Origin of the sequence: Leptolyngbya sp. Cla-17, from assembly GCF_016807185.1 — a bacterium.
Classification (GTDB): domain Bacteria; phylum Cyanobacteriota; class Cyanobacteriia; order Leptolyngbyales; family Leptolyngbyaceae; genus ULC077BIN1.
Genome location: NZ_JAEVYN010000002.1, coordinates 1,994,125 through 2,015,902, shown reverse-complemented (window position 1 = coordinate 2,015,902; position 21,778 = coordinate 1,994,125). Strand labels below are relative to the sequence as shown.

General features: G+C 48.1%; 16 protein-coding genes. 6 read left to right on the top strand and 10 right to left on the bottom strand.

Annotation, left to right across the window (positions count from 1 at the left end; translation table 11 throughout):
* Nucleotides 1–106: 106 nt before the first annotated feature.
* The 4 genes from JOY44_RS20210 to JOY44_RS20195 form a co-directional block, all read right to left on the bottom strand.
* Nucleotides 107–733 (bottom strand): transglutaminase-like domain-containing protein, encoded by a 627-nt coding sequence (locus tag JOY44_RS20210; RefSeq protein ID WP_197985601.1) that lies wholly within the window; start codon nt 731–733, stop codon nt 107–109.
* Nucleotides 711–1,316, bottom strand: a complete 606-nt coding sequence (gene lexA, locus JOY44_RS20205; protein WP_171575346.1) for a transcriptional repressor LexA — start codon at nt 1,314–1,316, stop codon at nt 711–713. Before lexA ends, JOY44_RS20210 begins: the two co-directional genes overlap by 23 nt.
* Before the next feature lie 142 nt (nt 1,317–1,458).
* Nucleotides 1,459–3,876 carry a uroporphyrinogen-III C-methyltransferase gene (cobA, locus tag JOY44_RS20200; protein ID WP_171575345.1) on the bottom strand — a complete coding sequence of 806 codons (2,418 nt, stop codon included), beginning with the start codon at nt 3,874–3,876 and terminating at the stop codon, nt 1,459–1,461.
* 32 nt (nt 3,877–3,908) lie between these two features.
* A complete protein-coding gene (locus JOY44_RS20195; RefSeq protein ID WP_171575344.1) occupies nt 3,909–4,085 on the bottom strand; it encodes a hypothetical protein in 177 nt (58 codons plus the stop codon).
* On the opposite strand from JOY44_RS20195, the gene JOY44_RS20190 reads away from it, so the two are divergent.
* Nucleotides 4,085–4,564, top strand: coding sequence for a DUF29 domain-containing protein (locus JOY44_RS20190; RefSeq protein ID WP_171575343.1), 480 nt, complete (start codon nt 4,085–4,087; stop codon nt 4,562–4,564). The two genes, JOY44_RS20195 and JOY44_RS20190, sit on opposite strands and share 1 nt — an antisense overlap.
* Nucleotides 4,565–5,431 carry an NAD(P)-dependent oxidoreductase gene (locus tag JOY44_RS20185; protein ID WP_171575342.1) on the top strand — a complete coding sequence of 289 codons (867 nt, stop codon included), beginning with the start codon at nt 4,565–4,567 and terminating at the stop codon, nt 5,429–5,431. It begins immediately after the preceding gene.
* Here JOY44_RS20185 and JOY44_RS20180 read toward each other — a convergent pair.
* Nucleotides 5,424–6,131, bottom strand: a complete 708-nt coding sequence (locus JOY44_RS20180; RefSeq protein ID WP_171575341.1) for a potassium channel family protein — start codon at nt 6,129–6,131, stop codon at nt 5,424–5,426. The two genes, JOY44_RS20185 and JOY44_RS20180, sit on opposite strands and share 8 nt — an antisense overlap.
* Nucleotides 6,132–6,305: 174 nt before the next feature.
* Nucleotides 6,306–7,652, bottom strand: coding sequence for a TrkH family potassium uptake protein (locus JOY44_RS20175; protein ID WP_171575340.1), 1,347 nt, complete (start codon nt 7,650–7,652; stop codon nt 6,306–6,308).
* Nucleotides 7,653–7,874: 222 nt separating this feature from the next.
* Between JOY44_RS20175 and JOY44_RS20170 the strand changes: the two genes are divergently transcribed.
* The 3 genes from JOY44_RS20170 to JOY44_RS20160 all read left to right on the top strand — a co-directional run bounded on the left by JOY44_RS20170 (nt 7,875) and on the right by JOY44_RS20160 (nt 10,528).
* Nucleotides 7,875–8,576, top strand: coding sequence for a DUF4333 domain-containing protein (locus JOY44_RS20170; RefSeq protein ID WP_171575339.1), 702 nt, complete (start codon nt 7,875–7,877; stop codon nt 8,574–8,576).
* A gap of 79 nt (nt 8,577–8,655) precedes the next feature.
* Entirely contained in the window at nt 8,656–9,522 is an 867-nt protein-coding gene (locus JOY44_RS20165; RefSeq protein ID WP_171575338.1) for a methyltransferase domain-containing protein, read from the top strand.
* 22 nt (nt 9,523–9,544) lie between these two features.
* Nucleotides 9,545–10,528, top strand: coding sequence for a homogentisate phytyltransferase (locus JOY44_RS20160; RefSeq protein ID WP_171575337.1), 984 nt, complete (start codon nt 9,545–9,547; stop codon nt 10,526–10,528).
* On the opposite strand, the gene JOY44_RS20155 is transcribed toward JOY44_RS20160, so the two are convergent.
* The 3 genes from JOY44_RS20155 to JOY44_RS20145 form a co-directional block, all read right to left on the bottom strand.
* Complete coding sequence (locus tag JOY44_RS20155; protein WP_197985600.1) at nt 10,509–14,498, bottom strand: GAF domain-containing protein; 3,990 nt, start codon at nt 14,496–14,498, stop codon at nt 10,509–10,511. The genes JOY44_RS20160 and JOY44_RS20155 overlap by 20 nt on opposite strands.
* Before the next feature lie 331 nt (nt 14,499–14,829).
* Complete coding sequence (locus JOY44_RS20150) at nt 14,830–15,579, bottom strand: type IV pilin-like G/H family protein (RefSeq protein WP_171575336.1); 750 nt, start codon at nt 15,577–15,579, stop codon at nt 14,830–14,832.
* Between the two features lie 24 nt (nt 15,580–15,603).
* Nucleotides 15,604–17,103, bottom strand: coding sequence for a glycosyl hydrolase family 57 (locus tag JOY44_RS20145; protein WP_171575335.1), 1,500 nt, complete (start codon nt 17,101–17,103; stop codon nt 15,604–15,606).
* Nucleotides 17,104–17,409: 306 nt separating this feature from the next.
* Between JOY44_RS20145 and JOY44_RS20140 the strand changes: the two genes are divergently transcribed.
* A complete protein-coding gene (locus tag JOY44_RS20140; protein ID WP_171575334.1) occupies nt 17,410–19,056 on the top strand; it encodes a B12-binding domain-containing radical SAM protein in 1,647 nt (548 codons plus the stop codon).
* A 498-nt stretch (nt 19,057–19,554) separates the two neighbouring features.
* On the opposite strand, the gene JOY44_RS20135 is transcribed toward JOY44_RS20140, so the two are convergent.
* On the bottom strand, nt 19,555–21,759 hold the full coding sequence (locus JOY44_RS20135) for a pentapeptide repeat-containing protein (RefSeq protein ID WP_171575333.1): 2,205 nt from the start codon (nt 21,757–21,759) through the stop codon (nt 19,555–19,557).
* Nucleotides 21,760–21,778 lie beyond the last annotated feature (19 nt).

Below are 21,778 nucleotides of genomic sequence, written 5' to 3'. Positions count from 1 at the left end.
ACAAATCACTAACTAGACTAAACAATCCAATGACGGATTTAATTCAGCCATCATGCCATAGTTAGTGCGATCGCCTCGCCACTTTTACCCATCCCAGCGGCTCACCCTACTGGAAAAATCCTTCTTTTGCGGCAGCTTCTAAGGAAATATCTGGCAAGTTGCACAGCATTTCACTCCAAATGCTGTGCGCTTGGAGTGCTTCTACAACCCCTACAGAAGGCTTTGGAAAAATGGTTGAAAAGTCTGCCTCTTCAGAAAACTGAATGGTGAAAGCAAGCTGTTCGATCGGAGGCGTAAACTGGGCATTAACGCCTTCGCGGTTGCCTCTCGCATCGACCCGATACCAACCAATATCTTCTAAATAAATAGCATTAAATCCATGCAAACTGTAGGGCGCGCCTTTGTCATCAATGCTTAATCGCTGATAGCAAAATCCTGCTGGAATGCCGTTTGCACGCAGCAAAGCTGCCAATAAATGGCTTTTTGCATAACAGTAGCCTGTTTCATAGCGCAACACCTCTGATGCTTTGCAAGTCACAGGATTCATCTGATAATCAACGCTGTGAAAAATGTTGTCGCGCACCCACTCAAAACAGCGCTGCGCGATCGCCGCAGAGGTTATCTGCCCAAACGACAGTTGCTTTGCCTGTGCCAAGATATCGGGATGATGCCAATCGATCACCTCATCCGCTTCAAGATAATCTTGCAGATTAGTTGTAGTCGCGCCAGACATGCGCTAAAGCTCCCTGAACATCTACTTGAGAAGCAGGCACTTCAATCGCTTCGTAGTTTTTGTTTGCAGGTTGCAAGGTCACTTTGCTACCTCGGCGGTGAAAATACTTTAGAGTGGTTTGATCTTGAACTCTCGCGGCAACAATCGTGCCATTTTTAAGAGCTTTTGGATCAGCAACAGGCTTGAGAATGACAATATCACCGCTGTCAATCATGGCATCCACCATGCTGTCTCCCCGCACCCTTAGCGCAAAGTAAGTCGGTTGAAGTGACATACCCGCCAAATCTAAATACTCAATCTCAGAATCGGGGAATGCATCAACCAGGCTACCCGCCGCAATCATTCCTCGAATTGGAACCCCTCGTGACACTTCATTTGTTGCTCGAATAGTACGCGCCTTACCTTCTGTCCATTCGATATAGCCTTTCGTTCTCAAATGCTCTAAACGACTTTGAACGGGGGCTGGAGACTTCAAATCCATTGCCTTCATCATTTGACGGATTGAGGGCGGATACTGGTTTGCGCGGATGTATTCTATTAGCCAGTCGTATAGCTCTTGTTGCGCTTCGGTAAGGGTTTCCATGATCTTAGACAGAATTGTAGTAGTTTAATACACTTGTACCATCATTTTTTATTTCTGTCTAGTCTTTCAGAGAATTTGACGATAAAGCTGCGTCAACAGAGAAACATATTGTTAAAGCAGCAAAGTAGATTTAAAGCCCATATCACTCATTATCCTGAAATTCAGGGTTAGCGGATGTAGACGGCGTTTTTAAGTTTTTGATGCGTGATTTATTTACTGCAATCACCTCGGCGTCTTTAATTTCAAGCTCTACAACTTCTGGCATGGGCGTTTGTCTATTTCCAGTCTTTCGTTGGTTGGGTTTTCTGATATCTAATATTTCTGGTTGCAAAATTTCTGATTCGGGTGCTTTGGGTATGGGTAAGCCGGAAATTGTCTCCATATTGCCTGATACCTGATTGCCTAATAATTGCGATTCTGGTGCATTGGGCACGATCTCCTCTGCAAAAATCGCCTCCTGCCAATCCATTTGCGGCTGAGTCGTTTCAGGTTGGCTGTCAGGAGTTTGAACCATCTGAAGGTTGTTCGGTTCTGGTTGGGTTGCTTCCGATACCAATTCTTCTGTGGCGACCGCTTCGGGCTGAATATCTTCGGATCGAATGTTGGCTTGGGTATCTTCGGGCTGAATATCTTCAGGTTGAATATCTTCGGATCGAATGTTGGCTTGGGACTCTTCGGGCTGAATCGGTATTACTTCTGGTGCTTCAGCAGCCTGAATGGACTCAGATCCTGTCATGATTTCAGGCTGCCGAATTTCAGGCTGCTGAATTTCAGGCTGCTGAATCTCAGACTCCAAGGTTGGTTCAGAGATCGCAGGTTCTGTCGCTTTTGGAGTTGCCCATTGCACGATCGCCGTTGTCAGCCCGTCTAGGGTAAACTCAATGGCTTCTACATCCACCCGCCCCAGCAAACTCTGGCAGCTTTCACTGGTTTGAGGTCCAATAGAAGCAATACAAATATTTTCTAAATAGGTTTGCCATACTGCATCGGCTTGTTGCAGCAATTGGCAAAAATGCTGCACGGTTTTGGAACTGGCAAAAGTGATGACATCCACTGATCGCGATCGCAACGCTTGTAGGGCTTGAGGCGAGATCGCCGCTGGACAGCGCGATTCATAGGCGGCAACCTCTCGCACTTTGGCACCCTGGCTCGCGAATTCCTTAACTAGCATTTCTCGACCGCCGCTTTCAACGCGGGGAAACAAAATCCGGAGTCCGCTTAGTGGCTCAGGAAAATTGGCAGCTAAGGAATCGGCAACAAATTTGGGTGGAATAAAATCAGCGGGAATACCCAATTGCTGCAATCGCTGCGCTGTTTTTTCGCCAACTACGGCAATTTTGATGTTGCAGGAAAGTGAATCGTCGCCTGTTTGAGTTTTGAGGCGTTTAAAGAAAGCATCTACGCCATTAGTAGAAGTCAAAATCAGCCAATCAAATTCGTCAAGTTGGGCGATCGCGTTATCTAAATCTCGCCAGCTAGACGGCGCTCCAATTTCTAGGGTTGGCATCTCAATCACAGTGGCTCCCTGAGCCTCCAACAGTTGCGTGAACTGGCTAGACTGGCTGACGGCACGAGTGACCAAAACGGTTTTGTGGGTTAGGGGCAACGGTTCGGTGGAAACAGGCGGCACGATGGGCAAATTGTCATCGCTCACAGGAGGCACTGAATTGGAGAATGGCTCACGATTATCGGGTGGCTCCAGTCTGGGAGCGGGATTGCGATCGCGTTCTGATTGCCGAATGGTTGAGTTTGCAGGTGTCCAGGGAGATTCATCGCGCCTCCGTTCAGTTGGCGGACGATCGCGCGGTGGTTCTGAAGCCATATTGCGAATTTTTTTTGGCTGTAGCAGAGATCGCAGCTTTACCACTTCGCCAATCACAATCACGCAAGGAGCCAAAGACTGATTGGCTGTTTCTACCAAAATATTGCCTAGCGTACCTTCCCAAATCTGCTGTTCCGCACGACCGGCCCACCGAATGACCGCGATCGGGGTTTTAGGTGATTTGCCATGCCCCCGCAACCGCCGGACAATTTCGGGCAGAGTTCGCCCCCCCATCAAAATCACCAGCGTTTCCAGTTTAGACAGGGAAACCCAATTCAACGAATCGGGATTGTGAGCCGTGCAAACTGTAAATGAACTGCTCAATTCAGGATCAGTTAGGGGAATGCCCGCCAGCAGCGGAGCCACCAGCGCAGAGGATAAGCCCGGTATCACTTCATAATCACAGCGCTGTGCGACTAATGCTTCTATTTCTGTCTGCGCTCGACCAAATACAAACGGATCGCCACTTTTTAGCCGCACCACTTTTCTGCCGCGCTGGCAGTGCTGCACTAACAAGCGATTAATCTCGGGTTGAGCCATGCTGGGCTGTCCGCCTCGCTTGCCCACATTCAGCTTGAGGCAGGCTTCGGGTACGAGGTCTAGCAGTGCTCCATCGACCAAGGCATCATAAACAAGCACCTCAGCTGCGGCGAGTATGGCTTGCGCTTGCGTGGTCAGGTAGTCAGCATCTCCGGGACCAGACCCCACTAGATAAACTTTGCCTGCTTGTTCAGCCATAAACCACATTGCTCACATCTGCTGGATCTAGTTTAGGCGGTTGGCAGAATATTCACCCGAAAAAGGCGCGATCGCTGTTTGGCTTTAACAGCAACCTGCAAATTCACGTTGAGTTCACCCGATAAGTGTGCTGTTCGAGCCAGGGCGATCGCCCACGCCAAACCGCGCCTATGATAGCGTTGAAAGAACCAAACTTGGGTAAACCCCAATGACTGAAACCACCCAACTCAAATCTCCCTCCAAATATCACCAGGATTTTGTTGCCTGGTGTGAGGACACCGTTGCCAAGCTCAAAGATCGGGACATCGAGGGACTAGATTTTGAGGCGCTGATTGAGGAGATTGAAAGCTTGGGACTGAGAGACAAAAGAGAATTAGAAAGTCGCTTGCGGGTCTTACTAGCCCATATTCTAAAGCGATCATATATCCAGAATTCTTACGATTATCGCGGTTGGCAAAATACGATCGCTGAACAACGTGGTGAGTTAGAGCTTTTGTTAAAACAATCTCCTAGTCTAAAGAACTATTTTGTGGAAGTATTTGAGGACTCGTGGCGACACGCCCTTAAGCGAGTTAGGCAGGATTATCCAATGGTGCAATTTCCCGACGAGTGGCAGTTTAACCAAGATTTAAACGCGGTCCTGACGGAAGATTTTTGGTTGATAGGTGAAGACGTGGAGGAGAATTGAATGCAAATTGGCTTGATTGGAACGGGTCTCATGGGACTACCCATGGCACAGCGCCTGTTGGATGCGGGTTTGTCGTTGACGGTGTATAACCGGACATCAGCCAAACTGGAAGGGCTGAAAGAGAAGGGGGCTGCGATCGCCCCAACAGCTACCGCTTTAATCCACGATTGCGACTGCATTATTTTAATGCTGACCCATGCCACCGCCATCCGAGAAATACTTTTATCAGACACAAATCGTGCCTATTTAATTGGCAAAACAGTGATCCAAATGAGTACGATCGCTCCCAGCGAAAGTCGTTCTATTTGTGAGAAAGTTGTCGCGGCAGGGGGCGACTATTTAGAAGCGCCTGTTTTAGGCAGCATCCCCGAAGCCACAGCAGGCAAACTCATTGTGATGGTCGGCGGCACAACCGAGCAATTTGAAACCTATCAGCCAATTCTCAGCCACTTTGGAGCAACGGTGCGTTTAGTCGGTGAAGTGGGAACTGCCTCTGCCCTCAAACTTGCTTTAAATCAAATGATTGGCTCCCTCACCTCTGCCTTTGCCACCAGCCTCAGCTTCATTCAGCAAGAGGGCGTAGAAGTAGAGCAATTCATGGAAATTTTGCGGGGAAGCGCTTTGTATGCCCCCACCTTTGACAAAAAATTGCAGCGGATGCTGGATCAAAACTATGCCAACCCCAATTTTCCGACCAAGCACCTGGCAAAAGACATGAAGCTATTTCAGGCAGAGGCGGAGCCATTAGGCTTAGATGTTCACATCCCAGCAGCGGTCAATCAAATTTTGTTGGAAGCCATCAATCGAGGGTTGGCTGAAGAGGATTACTGTGCGCTGTTTGCGGTGATGAATCAAACCTCTAAATAGGCAAGCGATTAATATCCTGGTTCGAGCCAATCACTACCATAGCGCTGCCTTTTTGCAGTCGTACACTTGGACCTGGATTGATTTCAAACTTACCGTCGCGGCTGACTGCCAGCAGGTTCAAACCGTAAGAGTTTCGCAGTTGCAAATCTGCAATGCTTTTGCCATTAAATTGATCGGGCACTAGCACTTCCACGATACTGTTATCGGGGTCAAGCTCAAACCGATCTAAAATGCCAGGGCGAGTAAGAGACTGTGCCAAAGCGCAACCACACTCATGTTCTGGAAACACCACATGATCTGCGCCTACTTTTTTCAATAGCTTCACATGCACTTCTGAAGACGCTTTGGCAACCACATGAGACACGCCGCCTTCTTTAACGTTCAGGGTCGTGATGATGCTTTCTTGCACATAATTCCCGATCGCGACAATCACCGTGTCTTGCTCAAACACGCCCGCCTCCTTTAAAGCTGCGGGTTGGGTTGAGTCGAGTTGTCGAGCATGGGTGGCAATGTTGTCTGACAATACCTGAGCAACTCGGTTTTCATCTGAATCCACACACAGCACATCGTACCCTTGCCTGCTCAGGGTAGACGCAACAGCTCGACCGAATCGCCCCAATCCGATCACTGCAAACTGCTTATTCTTACTCGAATCAAGCCGCAGACTATGAAAAAAACTTAAAGATGATAGGTTAACCACTGCTTATATCGATACAAAAACCAAAGTTTTTGGAATTTGCATCGTCTCCTTTACTTAAAGACTTAAATACTTAATGTTGCAGACTATTGAAGGGCATTACCGCTATCTAACTTAGCAGAATGGCAGAGCAAATAAATGGTCGAGCGATCGCCTTTTGTACTCCGCACAGACTTTTCATCCAACCAAAAGCGTTTCTTCGGGATAGCGCACAAAGCTCGGTTTTGGATCGCCCAAAAGCGCCGACATCAGTAGCAATACCCCAACCCGCCCGATATACATCATCACCACCAGCATCAGTTTGGCAAACACCGAAAAACCAGCATCAAATGTGATGCCAGTGGATAAGCCCACCGTGCCAAAGGCAGATACCACTTCAAACAAAATCTGGATGAAGTTATATTCTGGGTCGGACAGTGAGATCAAAATTGTGACCACAATAACCGCTGCAACCGATCCGACTGTGACTCCCACCGCTTTCAACACCAGCGTCATCGGAATTTGACGCTCATAAAGTTGCGCCTCTTCTTTGCCTTGCAGCACTGCCTTTGTACAACTGGTCAGGATTCGTAAGGTTGTGGTTTTGATGCCGCCTGCGGTCCCGCCTGGGCTGCCACCAATAAACATCAGCGCAATAGTAATAAACAGACCAACGGTGGTCATTTTACCTACATTGATCGTGTTGAAGCCTGCGGTTCTTGAAGTCGCTGATTGAAACCATGCGGTCATCAAACGGGTGGGCAGATCCATCACGCCCAACGTCTCGGAATTTTGGCTTTCTACGAGGAAGAAGGCAATCGTTCCCAGTGTTAGCAGCAGCAACGTAGTACTGACTGCAACTTTAAAGTTGAGCGAAAAGATCATTCTTTTCCGCTGGCGGGTTAAGCGTGCCCGCAGCCAGAGATACATCTCAAAAATTGATTCATAACCAATTCCGCCAAAAATAATTAGCCCTGGAATCACTAGATTAATTAAAGGGGATGCTTGATAGCCCACAAGATTATCTGAGAAAACGCTGAACCCAGCATTATTCCAGGCGCTAATGCTATGAAAGATAGATATCCACAAGCCCTTATCCAAACCATATTGCGGCACAAACACGAACAGCATCAAAAAGGCACCTGTTAGTTCAAATAACAGCGTGGTGGCGATGATAGAGCGGATGAGTTGACTGGCTCCGTGAATTTCGGTGCGATCGAGGGCTTGCTGAACGGCAACTTTATTACGCAGTCCAATTCGTCGCCCTAGCAGCAACAGTAGGAAGGTGGTGGCGGTCATGTAGCCCAAGCCCCCAATCTGAATCAGCATCAGGATGAAAAAATGCCCAAGCGTGGAAAAATAAGTACCCGTATCGACTATGATGTGCCCCGTTACACACACAGCCGAGGTTGCCGTAAACAACCCTACAAGGACGTTGTTCCAATCCCAGTCTGCGCTAGTTGTGGAAATGGGCAAGCTGAGGAGCAGTGTTCCTGCACTGATCACCGCGAGAAAACCCAAACAAATTGTGCGAGAAACCGTCATGAATTAATTGCACCTGGGGTGGTGAAGGATGTGAAAACTGAAGATTTAGAGAAAACTATTCAAAGCATTTTATTTTTGCACCTTTGTTTTCTCATTGTTCCATTCTTCACAGTGCCTAGAAAAATTTCGCTGGCAAAGCGTGGCGTGAGTTAGGGTGGTTTTGTGATTTTAGTCATACTCACTTGTCTGAGTGGGTTGGTTTAGAGATTAATCGGGTTGGCTATGAATTATTTATGGATTGCTCAATTGAGCATCGCTGGATTGTTGCTAGGGGGACTGGTGGGATGCACTGAGTCGCGATCGCCCACAGGAACTGCGCCAACCGTGCCGCCTTCTTCCACCGTGGCAGCGAATCCATCGGTTATGCCCAGTGCAGCGGCGATTCGTTCCACGATCCCAAAGGGAATCGCTCAAAAACCTGCCGCTACTAAAGCACTGGAATATCGTCTGAAAACTGAAGTTTCTAAAAAATCGGGAATTCCAGTTCAATCCATTACCTGCCCCATAAGTGCCAATCCAGAGGATGGAAAACCGTTCGACTGTCGGGCAATAGCAGCCAATCAAACTTTTTTGGTTGCTCTCCGTCCTAAAGAAACTCCTTTAGCACCGACGGCTCAAGCGGGCACAAAGCCAAAGCTTGCGATCTCGCCAGATCCCCAACCCCAGTTCCCCAACCCTGCTCAAAAAAGCGAACTTCAATGGAGCACCAAAGGGTTGCTCGTGTTGCCCAAACTAGAGAAAACAATTCAGAAAGACATCAAGGCTCAGTTTCAAATTGAGGTGAAAACCAACTGCGGCGGTAAAATTCGCGTGGTGAAACCGGGCGATACGTTTGCCTGCCAGGTGACGGATCAAAAGGGCACTACCAAACCAATTACGGTGCGGGTGGATGATGAAAAAGGAAATGTCACCTGGAAATTTTGAAGGGGCAGAGAATAGGGTGTAGGGTGTAGGGTGTTGTTTAAAATCCAACATCGCCCTAGTTTAGCGATCGCATTTTTATATGACTTCGACGCTCAATCAACGCATTCAACAGTTTTATGATGCCTCCTCTGGGCTGTGGGAACAGACATGGGGAGAGCATATGCACCATGGATACTATGGTGCAGACGGTACGCAAAAAAAAGAGCGTCGCCAAGCCCAAATTGATCTAATTGAAGAATTGCTACACTGGGCAGGAATCCAACAGGCAGAAAATATCTTAGATGTGGGCTGCGGCATTGGCGGGAGCACGCTCTACCTCGCCAAAAAGTTTCAGGCAACTGCCACGGGCATTACCCTTAGTCCTGTGCAGGCAAACCGGGCGACCCAACGAGCAAAAGATGCAGGACTCGCTTCAGATTCTTCGGCTGCCCAATCTGCTTCTGCTCAATTTTTGGTTGCCGACGCATTGAAGATGCCCTTTGCTGATCATTCATTCGATTTCATTTGGTCGCTGGAAAGTGGGGAACATATGCCCACTAAAGAAAAGTTTTTGCAGGAATGCTACCGAGTGTTAAAGCCAGGAGGCAAATTTTTGTTTGTCACTTGGTGCCATCGACCGACAGAGCAACAACCTCTGACTGCCGACGAGCAAAAGCACTTAGCAGATATTTACCGGGTCTATTGCTTGCCTTATGTGATTTCGCTGCCAGAGTATGAGGCGATCGCGCGATCACTTTCTTTCCAATCCATTCGCACCGCAGACTGGTCTACCGCCGTCGCCCCGTTTTGGGATGTGGTGATTGATTCTGCGATCACGCCCTCCGCTATTTTTGGGCTGCTGCAATCAGGCTGGGGCACCATCCAAGCAGCGCTCTCCCTGGGTTTAATGCAGCGTGGCTATCAACGTGGGCTGATTCGGTTTGGGCTGCTGTACGGCGAGAAATAAAGAGGAAAGAGTGGGAGAACCTATGAAACTAGGGATAGAATCCGGCGTACCGCTCAGGTTCGTCAAACAGCCGATCGCATGGTTAAAAGCGTTTTGGAAATTTTCGCGCCCCCACACTATTATCGGCACCAGTTTGAGTGTGCTGGCACTATATCTGATCGCGATCTCCGAAAGTGGGTACTCCCCCCTTCCTCCTATTTCTGCTGCCCTTTCCCCTCTTCGCTCCTCCTTTTTCCCTACTCTTCTCGCCTGTCTCTGCGGCAATGTTTACATCGTGGGCTTAAACCAGCTTGAAGATGTAGAAATCGATCGCATCAATAAACCACGGCTACCCCTGGCATCGGGTGAATTTTCTCGACGACAGGGCGTGATGATTGTGGTCGCAATGGGAATTCTGGCGATCGCGATCGCCGCTCTGCAAAGTCCCTATCTGCTGACGATGGTTGGCATTAGCCTCCTGATTGGCACCGTCTATTCCCTACCGCCCATTCGGCTGAAGCGCTTCCCGTTTTGGGCATCCCTCTGCATCTTTACCGTGCGCGGCATCGTCGTAAATTTAGGATTATTTCTTCACTTCGATTCCCTTTTACTTTCCCCCTTTGCCATTCCCCCTTCAGTTTGGGCCTTGACTGCCTTTGTGCTGGTGTTCACCTTTGCGATCGCTATTTTCAAAGATGTGCCCGATATGGAAGGCGATCGCCAATACAACATCAGCACCTTCACCCTCAAATTGGGACAGCAAAAGGTTTTCAACTTGGCGCGGTGGGTGATTACTGCCAGCTATATCGGCATGGTGCTAGCAGGATTTGCCCGTCTTCCAGGTGTACACATTTTCTTTTTAATTTCAACCCATTTGATGTTGCTGGGAATTCTCTGGCTCCGCAGTGTTCAGGTTGATCTGCACGACAAAGGTTCCATCAGCCGCTTTTACCAGTTCATTTGGAAGCTATTTTTTTTAGAATATTTGCTGTTTCCCATTGCCTGCCTCATCGCTCCGCTCGCTTAGAATGGCGGGTTAATTGCGCGATCGCTTGCACCAGTTCTTCAGCATCCACCGGCTTAGTCATGTGCGTCTGAAATCCGGCGGCGATGGCTTGCTGCTGATCAATTTCTCCAGCATAGGCAGTCAACGCGATCGCGGGAACTTGCCCACCTTGATCCGATGGCAAGGTGCGAATATCTTGAATCAGCCCGTAACCATCTTTCCCTGGCATCCCAATATCGCTAATCAGAATGTCTGGCTTTGCTTGGGAAAAGCAATCTAAAGCGGCGATCGCAGAATCGACCACCGTGGCGATCGCCCCTGACTGTTCCAAAATAAACGCTACCAAATCTCGGGCATCGCTATCGTCATCCACCAACAGTACTCGGATTTTATCCAGTGGAAGGTGGAGGAAAGAGGCTGGAGAAGAGAGCTGGTCTGCGTGATCCCCTGCCGATTTTTTGCTTTCTAATAGCGGTAGCTGGACCGTAAATGTAGCTCCTTTGCCTTCCCCCACACTGTCAGCTTGCACAGTTCCTCCATGCAGTTCCACCAAATGACGCACGATCGCCAACCCCAATCCCAACCCGCCAAACTGGCGAGTCGTTGTTGAATCTGCTTGCCGAAAATATTCAAATACATGGGGCAAAAAATCTGGATGAATGCCTTTACCCGTGTCTATCACTTGAATTTGGGCGTGGCGATCGCTGGAGCTAAGCCGAATATTAACCTGACCACCAGCGTCAGTGAACTTGACCGCGTTCGTGAGTAAGTTCCAAATAATTTGCTGTAGCCGCACTGAATCTCCCAAAACCACCAACCGTGGAGGATGCGCAGTAGAAAATAAGGGATTCTCTATAGGTTCTCTGCCAATTTCTTCGCTCTCAGTCTGAAGTGCAATTTCCTTTGCTTCTGCGGCTAATTGCACAGTTTCAATCGCCGATTGAATGGTGAATGCCAGATTCACAGGCATAATGTTTAACTTGAGCTTGCCTTGCAAAATGCGAGAAACATCTAACAGATCTTCGATGAGCTGAGTTTGCAATCTGGCATTGCGCTCGATAGTTTCTAACGCATGGGCTGTTTTTACAGCATCTAATTTGCCGCTGCGAAGTAAACCTGTCCACCCCAAAATAGGATTGAGGGGCGTTCGCAATTCATGGGACAACACCGCTAAAAATTCATCTTTGACTCGGTTGGCTTCGGCGCTGCGGGCTGCTTCGCGAACAGCGTCATTCCGAGCGATGCGTTCAGATTCGTAGAGATGGGCACGGGCGATCGCCTGGGCACATTGTTGCGCTAGCGACAGAATAAATGCTTGCTGATCGCCATCTAACTGTTGCGGTTCGGTGAAACCCAAGGATATGCCACCAACAGCTCGATTTTCTACCATCAGGGGAATGGAAATCCAGGCACCAAAATTTTGTTTGGCATACATTTCAGCTAAGTGCGGATAGTGGACGGCTCGTACCTCCGATGACTCCGCCCAAATGGGTTGCCCCGTTCGCACTGCTTTTGCCAGAGGCACCGGAGCATGCAGGGGGAATCGCTGCCAATCTTTGCCTTGGTCACCACCACCCACCATCCGCACAACTTCCAATTCGCTCTTTGTTTCATTGAGCAAAGCAACCATGGCAAATTTGGCATTCAAAACCGCCATCCCTTGAGCCACAATCACCTCAGCCACTTGATCTGGAGTCACCGACTCAGAAAAAGCAGCCGTGACGGATTGGAGTCGGGCGATGCGTTCGGTTGATCGCTCTGCGGCTTGCTGTGCCTGTTGGGCTTCTTGGTAAAGACGCGCATTATCGATGGAGATGGCGGCGCGATGAACAATATCATCTGCCAACGCCAGATCAGCCTGACCATAACGGCGATTAGATTCAGCCGTAACAAACAAAATTGCGCCTAGAATTTGCCCCCGCACAATCAACGGCGAAATAATATAAGACTTTAAGTCAAGTTCACGCAAAATTTGCAGATGTTCATCATTTTTGGCGGCTGCCGCGATCGCCGCATCTGGAATCTCCGCCACCATTTCAGTCTGTCCTGTTCGCAGAACTTTAGGGACTCCTTCCGCATCATCTAAGTGTGTAGGATATTTTTGATGGAGTTCCCAGGCTAATGCCACCTTCTCTGGGTTCCAGTGAGCGACTGCGACCCGCTCAATCACTTGATTTTGCAGTAGGTCGATCGCGCACCAATCCGCAAAATATGGCACAACTAAATTGGCAACTCGTGCCAAGGTTTGCTCGTAGTCTAATGACGATGCCAGCGTTGTACTGATTTCTACTAAAAAGGCTGATCGCCGCTGATCGGCTTCAGCTTCTAAACGGGCAGTCTGTTCTTGAATCTGTTGTTGTACGAGCTGCGTGCGCTCTTCCGCGAGGCGTAGGCGAATTGATTCTGCTTGTTTGCGCTCTGTAATGTCATGCATGACAATGACTGCGCCCTGTTTGTTGCCTTGGGCATCGGTGAGTAGTTGCCCGCTAGCCAGCAGCGATCGCGCCCCACCCCGCTTCGGCGCAATCACCATCTCAACATTGTTCACGATCTCTCCCTGCAAGGCTCGGAAAAGAGGGATTTCCTCTCTCGTCATTTGGGTGCCATCCGACCGATATAAATCATAATGTTTTGCCCACTGTTCCGGCGGCAGCGGTTGCTCTGGCAAGCCATGAAAGTTGCGTGCTGCTCGATTAAACAACGTCAAAACGCCCTCAACATTGCACGCAACAATGCCTGCTTGCACATTATCTAACAGCACCTTCAGCACTTCCTGTTCCTGTTGCAGGGCCGCTTCGGCTTGCTGGCGGTCTATCACTTCCAACGACAGTAGTTGGTTTGTCTTAGATAGCGCTGCGGTTCGCTGGATAACCTGATATTCTAAATTTCGCTGGGCTTGTTGCCGCGCGACTTCCCCATGCTGGCGCTCTAGTTCGGTCGCCACTCGGAGGGCAAAAATCGTCAATAGGGATTCTGCAAGCTGCACATTTTCTAGCGGCTTGCCATGCATGATGCTTAAGACTCCCATCGGGCAACCTGCCGAATCAAAAAACGGAATTGCGGCATAGCTCTCTATGCCGAGGGGTTTCAGCAAGGGAGCATGAGGAAATAAGGTTGAGACGCTATGGGGATAGCAACATAATTTTCGCTCCTGGATCACCGCTGCACAGGGGGTATGGCGCACCAAATATTCAAAGTTGTCGATGATTTGCCCTTTGGCACAGGTGGCGATCGCGCGAATGCTTTCTGGGTCATCTTCTTTAATTAAACCAATGTAGGCGTAATCGACTCCCAGCACTTTCGTGAAGCCTTGCACCAAAGCATCAAAAAATGCTTCACCCGTCACCGCTGCAACGCTTTTGGTTATCTCCACCAACGCCGCGTCAATCTGAGAAATTTTGTGAGTCGCTAAGCGTAGCTCTAGTTCATCCATGACGATTGCAGCGAGATCGGCTAAGGTCGTCTGCTGCTCGGTGGTCAAGGTTGGGCGCGGTTTTGTATCCAACAAGCAAAGAGTGCCCAGGTTAAAACCATCCGAGGTCAGGAGTGGCGCACCCGCATAAAAGCGTAGACCAGGTTCGTTTTGCACAAATGGATTGCAGATTAGGCGTTCATCCTGTCGCGTATCGGGAATGACTAAAACCTCATCGGACAGGAGCGCAAAGCTGCAAATGGTGGCGTTTCGTTGCACTTCCCGCAGGTCAAAGCCGTAGCCAGACTTGAACCAGCCTCTGGATGCATCGATCAAAGAAACCAAGGCGATCGGCACATCAAATAAACGCGCTGCCAACGCAGTAATGCGATCGAATGCAGCTTCAGGTGGCGTATCCAGAATGTGGAATCGCTTGAGTGCTTCTAACCGGGCTGCTTCGTTGGTGGGGAGAGGAACGATAGGCACCCCTGCGGGAATCGCTTCTAATTTTTCTGGGGAAGTTTCATCTATCGAATTTGATGCATCCATCACAGTTGGTTTTGGCAGTGCTTCAGTCATGCAATTGGTAAGATAGGATGCCTTCTATAGAAGTTCCTTAGAAGAAAAGATCATTTAATTATGCAGCATTTAGCTGAACCCGTAAACACGGCTCAACCAGCACTCCGCCCATTAGATCTTCTATCTAATATCCGATGTTGCTATCTATCGCTAGAGGGATAGAGTCTTTTCAGTCAATGACCTTCATCCCTTCTTCAAATAGGGAACGGGCATGATCAGTCCAAGTGCCTTGTCCCCAATAGCGGAAACAACTGGGGCAATCGTTCCTGTCTACTTTTCCGGCGTAGATGTTCCTGTCTACTTTTCCGGCGTAGATTGGGAACTATTACCCCTACCGTAATTGTAAAAGAGAAAACCCCTTGGGACAGTTAGCCTCTAGCCCATTTTCGCCTACCTGAAAGGTTGGTGCTGGAGGGATCTGCGCTGTCGGCTGATTGGATTCACAGAGAATAGTGGCAGTTGTGCCTTCGTTCGTTTTAGTGATATTTGTCACCCAAACAACTCCTGCATAGCTCTTCAAGTTTGGCTTCTTTGGCAGTGCGATCGACCAAACCGCCTTTTTAAATTCAGGTCTGTTTGCACGCGGGTTGTGCAGTAGAAAAATACGATAGCGGTAATTCTCAGTTTCAGGCTTAATACCGAACCCTAAGGCATTTAAGCTTGTTGTGAAGCGATCGGTTTCCAGAAAAAAAGCCTGCTCTGACCGATTCATGGAACCGATATATTGCTTTGCTTCTGATTGTTTCGCCTGAATGGACTGTTGAATAAATCGCTCAGCCAAGCTGGTAACTTTAGCATTAGGCGGCAGCGTCGCCTTTGGTGAGAGCTTCTGAACAACTCGACCAATTTCAATCGCCTTCATCTCTCCCTGAGCCGTTTTATTAAGGATATAAACCTGACCTGTTGGAGTAATGACGATCATGCCCGTCTGATCACCCAACTCCACCTGCCAAGTACCTACGAATTGTTCACCCATCTGCATAGCAGGAGGCAAATCCGTCCATCCCGGAGACGTATATTGGAAAGCCAACAAAACGAGACCAGCGTAAGCCGTAAACCAAGCCAATTTGGGAAGTTTCATAGTCAGTACTCCTTTTCTAATGACTTATCCAATGGTTTCCATGCCTTTTTCAAACAGGGAACGGGCGTGATCAGTCCAGGTTCCTTGTCCCCAATAGCGGAAACAACTGGTTTGCAGCAAGAGATTATAGAGCAGGGCTTGGCGGTATTCAGCAGTGCGGGTAACGGATGTTTGATCAGGATGATTCGGTTGATTAGTAAACAGTGGATCAAACTTTTCGTGAAAACGGGCACTGAGTTGATTCATTGGGGTGAGGACGTTTTCATAGCCCTGCACCCAACTCATGTGGCTAGTCCAAGAGGAGCCTTCCATATGAAAGTTGGAGTTTGCTTGTTTGGCATCGGCGATCGCGGCTTCTACTGTGGCGGGTGTGGCGCTCTCTGGTGAAACGCGCTGCCAAATCTGATGCTGACCAACTGGCTGACAGGCAGGATAATCTTCAGGATTGACTCCAGTTGCTTCAATCAGTTCCAGATACTCAGTCCCAGTCATACCCACAACGCTTGGATCGTGCCCCATTTCGTACCACACCTTTTTAAAGGCAGGGGGAAACTCATTCATCATTACGCCACCATTTTCGCCATCGCTGATCTGAGTGACCAAGGGCGGCACAGAAATACCGCTAATGCTGCGCTGGCTAGACTGAGATTTTGCTTCGTAGTAGGGCTGCATTTGGGCAACCAGTTTGGTATCCGATCCTTGGGTTTTGATTAGCACCGTCAAGCTGGTGGTTTCGCCTTGGGAGTTGCGAGCCATCAAGCGATGGGGCAGATGCTTATCGCCCAACGGCTCCCCTGTGAGAGTTTCAACGGAATGTTCTTGCACAATCATCCAGCGATAGCCACACTCTTTGAGCGCTTTGATAAATTCGTAGAGGGTATCGGGGTGATTTGGCAGGTGCATTTCTGGGGGCGAAAAGCCTTTGACACGGGCGATCGCATCCCAGCCAAAAATCGCGGCAAAGTGATGCTGCCACGCCTGAATGTGCAATTTAATATCGGGAATTGGTGTGGACGGTACAACCGCATGTCCCCACATTGTGCCGAGCCATTCAACATAGGGCTGATAGGTCAGATCGCAAGTAATGCGTTTCAGGTGGTCGAGAATATCGCCGCGCCCCATTTGCCGCAAACCCCAGAGCAAGTTGCCAGAGTAGTCGAGCATGACGCGGGGGTTGTGGCCTTGTGCCACGAGTTCGGGAATGAAGTCAGCCATGCGGGAGTAACACCAGGCAAATACTTCAGCATTGTGGTTGTCGCCATCGTTGGGATGCTCAAACATTTGCTGCAAGTTGTTGATCAGTGCGCCATTCCATCCGGCGGGAATGGTGGGCTGGTGCATGTGCAGGGCGATCGCAAAGGCCGATTTCACGGCCCCAATTTTCAGGTTTGTGGCTGGCAAAAATACGGGAGTTTGCTGATTGGTGACGCTTTCAAGCGCATCTTCCCAACCGGAAATATTTGGCAACCCATCTATCAACTCATCCAGAACAGGCAGGTGGATTGGGGCAGCAGTGGGAGTCATAAAATTACACTTTAATAAGGAAATTTAACAGTAGAGGGCAGGTCAAGCGACGGGATAAATGGCGATCGCTCTAGCCTAAATGAACTATTCAAGCGTATCACTGCCAGATTAAGGCAAGTATTTTGGGCGCTGGCGTAGCCTTCCTACACAGCGATCGCTCAAAACAAAAACAAACTCTTGATTTTAGGCAGACAGGAGGGGGGCAATGCCTTTAAATTGAATCAGTGAGCTAACTTGATGCCTGGTTTGATAAACCTCCGGCTGAGGGCTAGATTCGCTGCCTAATGTTGTGAGGAGGATTTTTCCATGACGGCGACTTTACCCACCATCGAACCGTCGCCTTTCCCAGATTTGGCAATCGCGCCCGGTCTACGCTGCCACAGAACCCCTTACATCCCCAAAAACAAGCGACGGATTCTCTGCATTTTTCCAAAATATGCGCGATCGTTTGGCACGTTTCACCATGCTTACCCGCTGATGAAAGGCGTGAAAGCGTTTATGCCGCCTCAGGGATTGCTGTTGGTATCTGCCTATCTACCCGAAACGTGGGAGGTACGCTTTGTAGACGAGAATATTCAGCCTGCCAAGAAAAAAGATTATCGGTGGGCAGATGTGGTGATCACCAGCGGAATGCACATTCAAAAGCCGCAAATTAACCAGATCAATCAACTGGCGCATCAATACGGCAAGCTAACGGCGGTAGGCGGTCCATCGGTGTCGGGCTGCCCAGAATATTACCCCGATTTTGATATTTTGCATCTAGGTGAACTGGGCGATGCCACTGACCAGATGATCGAATATTTTGACACCTTTGCAGAACGTCCGATTGAGCAAGTTCGGTTTCAAACCGTTGAGCGTCTGCCGCTGGATGAATTTCCGCTGCCAGCTTATCATCTGACCAATTTGAATCAGTACTTTATTGCCAATGTGCAGTTTTCTAGCGGTTGCCCCTATCACTGCGAATTTTGCGATATTCCTGAACTATATGGCAACAATCCCCGCCTGAAAACGCCACAGCAATTGCTTGCAGAACTGGATGCCATGCTGGAATCGGGCAATCCTGGCGCGGTGTATTTTGTGGATGATAACTTTGTCGGCAATCGGCGCGCAGTGACACAACTGTTGCCCCATCTAATTGATTGGCAAAAGGTGAATGGTTATCCGGTGCAGTTTGCTTGCGAAGCCACGCTAAACATTGCCCAAAGTCCAAAACTGCTGGAGATGATGCGAGAAGCCTATTTTGGCACTGTGTTTTGCGGTATCGAAACGCCAGAGCCGGAAGCGCTGAAATCCATGGCAAAAGACCAAAACCTTAGCATTCCAATTTTGGAAGCGATCGCCACGATGAACTCCTACGGAATTGAAGTGGTATCGGGCATCATTTTAGGATTGGATACAGATACAGCGGATACCTGCGATCGCATTTTAGAGTTCATTCGTCTGTCTAACATTCCGATTCTCACCATCAACCTGCTGTATGCGCTGCCCAAAACTCCTCTCTGGCGAAGACTTGAAGAGGCAGGACGGCTCAACTTTGAGGAAGGGCGCGAGTCTAATGTGGAATTTCTGATGCCTTACGAAGAGGTGCTGGAAATGTGGCGACGTTGCATTACCACCGCCTACGAGCCAGAATTTCTCTATCAACGGTTTGCCTACCAATCTGAGCACACCTACCCGAACCGGATCAAGCCACCCCGCAGCCCTGCACGGGTGAACAAAGAAAATGTGCGACGGGGCTTAGTGATGATGGCAAATCTGTTCTTTAGGGTTGGGGTGCTGAGCAGCTACCGCGATACCTTCTGGAAAATGGCAAAGCCTGCCTTGGAAAAAGGCAAAGTGGAACGGGTGATTAGCATTGCGCTGCAAGCCCACCATTTGATTGAGTTTACAAAGGAATGCTCAAAAGGGATTGAATCAGCCTCGTTCTATTCTCAGCGGGCAAGGAAGCAGTAGGAGCAGTAAGTGAGAAAACAGGAGGCTTAATCGAAAGTAGAATAGGATGAGAGAAAGATAAAGCAAGTTGAACAGAGGGTGATGTTCTATACTCGCTCCAGTAAGCTTGACTTGCTCTGGAGGTACGGAATAGTTGCTTCACATTTGCTACGGATTCAGGTTGTTCCTGGTGCTTGAATGAGGTGGCTTTCGTTGGTAGGGGCGGAAGACTCACCTTACTGGCATATTTCCGGTGGCTGAAGAGCGTAAAGGTGGGTTCTTCGGTCACTGGCTTAACTTGAGCAGCAAGCTGAATATCTATCCCGGAAATCAGAATGGATAAAAGTTTGAGTTTCAGTTTTTAGATTGCGATCACTCATATCTATAACGGCTCTCTCTGGATGCTAACTCCTTTGCCAGAGTCGCCTTAAAGTTTGGCATAGCATACGTCGATTTAACACTGGTACTCTGATAAAGATGGCACGATGTAAGGGCAAACGTGAAATGACCTTTGATCGACTAGGCAGATAACACTAATGCCTTCAGAATCATTGGCATTAGCTTGCTACAAGCCTCTGCAAGCTTTGCAGTGTCCGGCAAGCCCTTCAAAATAGTCCCAAACATATTCTGTGCCTTCTGAACTAAGCCTGCTTTCTTCTCCAGGTCAGGTGTTTGCTGTGCCTCTACTAAGGCTTTAAGTTGCTCCAGAAGAACGGTTTTTTCTCCAGCAGATAACTCTCCCGTCTTAGCTGCCTCTTCAATTGCTTGGTGGAGTTGAGTCAGCAGTTCCTTGATTCCTGGCTTGTTAGGCTCAATTGAATTGGGTAATTGGCTGATTGTATTCGTGACAGTACCACTGATTTCACTACCAGCTACACCTGTCATGTTTTGCCCTGTCACGCCGCTGTTATTGCCATCAACGATACCACCAATGCTACTGCCCGTTAATCCACTGATATTAATTCCCTCCGGCATATAGTCTCCTTTAATAATATTGACTGTTCGCTGTTTGAGTGTTGTCTCAATCATATTCGTCAGACTACGAATCCAGCCTCCTTGAGTGGCTGCCAACATTACTAACTCAGTAGTGGGCAGAACTTTAAGCTGGTTGTAATCTTCAAAATATTCGGCACTAAGCTCTGATTTGTCAGCTGTTGGTACTGTTTTGAATTTAAGGTTCAGTCCATTTTGTCCACGCTTTTCCATTGCTGCAAATTCCAGTTGAGCTTCTGGGTAGTTTGTTGCTAGATTTTTGATTGCAATCGAAATAGCACGAGGATCAACATTCTGACTATGATACAAATCGAGAGTATCAACGTACGGCTTGATGAAATCAGCAAACTCTCCTTCTGCAAAGGTTTCACGTAGATTGTCTGGCTTCCGCAATGGATTAGGATTCTCTTTCGTTGGCACCCGCATGTAAATATATTCACACTGAACTTTATCTAGCTTTGTCGTAATCGTAATTCCCCAGTCTTCTATATAAGCTCCGGTAAGGATTGCTCCTGTCAAATTTGCTCCCTCTAATTGTGCTTGTTTTATCTTTGCCCTAGATAAATCTGCATCTTGTAGGCTGGCATAGTTGAGATTTACTCCAATAAAACTTGCATCTTGCAGATTTGCCCCTTGTAAGTTTACTCCTTCTAAATTCAAAGTATCAAAAGTTTGATTTTGTCCCTTACCTGTAATAGAAAGTTCTTGAACTCTTATTTGTTGAAGGTAACTATCTCCAACACGAGCTTGGTTTATCAAACTCGCACCAATCCAAGCTGTTTGAAACAGATTTGCACCTATAAAATTTGTAGCTTTAAGAGTTGCCATTCTAAATGTAGCGTTCGCAAGGTTTGATTTTTGAAAACTAGTCCCTCCCATTGATGTTAGGTTCAAAGTCAATTCTCGAACCATAGTAAGATTTTTATCACCACTGAATGCTTTCCAACCGACACAGTTACCTACCAAAGTTATACTTATGGCTAAGATTGCAGCTATAGTCCTAGCCGTTGTACTATCCACAGACAAAATGATAGTACCTGGTCCAATGGCAAAGCCTGCAAAACCCAGGGCAATGCTTGGTGCTACAATAGTTGCAATAGCTCCAGTCAAAATTCTGTAAGCAGAACCAACAACTGCCACAGAGCCCATTGTAATTAAAGAGATTGCCCCAGCCGCTCCTGCTGCCATGATCATTCCAGTGATGCCTGCAATAATCTCAAATATAGATTGAGGATTAGTACTCTTTATAAGAGCGTAAGTTGTTGATCCCAATATCAACGGGGATGATGCGATGAGCCCAAGAATCAAAATTCTTAGCGCTGAAAGATAGCCTTCTTTAAAGGTGAAATTAAAAAAGATAATTAAAAGAAGAAGTACAGATATTCCTGGTACTAAAGTGTATTGCTCTAAGGCTTTCGGATCGAAAAGTATTCCTAGTAGTAAACCAGCGATACCAGATAAATACCCTGCTATGGCTGACAAAAAAAGTAAGACAAGTGAAAGTAAAACTTCATAATGGTATTGCAAACCGCATTTAGTGTAATTGAAATTTGTTCCGATTAAGATGGCTTTACTGAAGTTAGTTCCTCGAATATCTGTGTAGCTTAAGTCTGCTTCTGAAAAATCGGCTCCAGACAAGTTTTTCCCTTTAAGAGACTCTGTTCGCAAATCAACTTTGCGGAAGTTGCGTTCACCGACAGCGTAGCGGTTTAATACTTCTTGAGCTTTCATTAGTGCGGGAAGGATTTTC

What these genes read in the sequence shown, in the direction of transcription:
- JOY44_RS20190 (WP_171575343.1), top strand. Translation starts at nt 4,085, where the DNA reads ATGACTGAAACCACCCAACTCAAATCTCCCTCCAAATATCACCAGGAT.
- lexA (WP_171575346.1), bottom strand. Translation starts at nt 1,316, where the DNA reads ATGGAAACCCTTACCGAAGCGCAACAAGAGCTATACGACTGGCTAATA.
- JOY44_RS20135 (WP_171575333.1), bottom strand. Translation starts at nt 21,759, where the DNA reads ATGAAAGCTCAAGAAGTATTAAACCGCTACGCTGTCGGTGAACGCAAC.
- JOY44_RS20145 (WP_171575335.1), bottom strand. Translation starts at nt 17,103, where the DNA reads ATGACTCCCACTGCTGCCCCAATCCACCTGCCTGTTCTGGATGAGTTG.
- JOY44_RS20185 (WP_171575342.1), top strand. Translation starts at nt 4,565, where the DNA reads ATGCAAATTGGCTTGATTGGAACGGGTCTCATGGGACTACCCATGGCA.
- JOY44_RS20160 (WP_171575337.1), top strand. Translation starts at nt 9,545, where the DNA reads ATGAAACTAGGGATAGAATCCGGCGTACCGCTCAGGTTCGTCAAACAG.
- JOY44_RS20165 (WP_171575338.1), top strand. Translation starts at nt 8,656, where the DNA reads ATGACTTCGACGCTCAATCAACGCATTCAACAGTTTTATGATGCCTCC.
- JOY44_RS20155 (WP_197985600.1), bottom strand. Translation starts at nt 14,498, where the DNA reads ATGACTGAAGCACTGCCAAAACCAACTGTGATGGATGCATCAAATTCG.
- JOY44_RS20210 (WP_197985601.1), bottom strand. Translation starts at nt 733, where the DNA reads ATGTCTGGCGCGACTACAACTAATCTGCAAGATTATCTTGAAGCGGAT.
- JOY44_RS20140 (WP_171575334.1), top strand. Translation starts at nt 17,410, where the DNA reads ATGACGGCGACTTTACCCACCATCGAACCGTCGCCTTTCCCAGATTTG.
- JOY44_RS20150 (WP_171575336.1), bottom strand. Translation starts at nt 15,579, where the DNA reads ATGAAACTTCCCAAATTGGCTTGGTTTACGGCTTACGCTGGTCTCGTT.
- JOY44_RS20175 (WP_171575340.1), bottom strand. Translation starts at nt 7,652, where the DNA reads ATGACGGTTTCTCGCACAATTTGTTTGGGTTTTCTCGCGGTGATCAGT.
- JOY44_RS20170 (WP_171575339.1), top strand. Translation starts at nt 7,875, where the DNA reads ATGAATTATTTATGGATTGCTCAATTGAGCATCGCTGGATTGTTGCTA.
- cobA (WP_171575345.1), bottom strand. Translation starts at nt 3,876, where the DNA reads ATGGCTGAACAAGCAGGCAAAGTTTATCTAGTGGGGTCTGGTCCCGGA.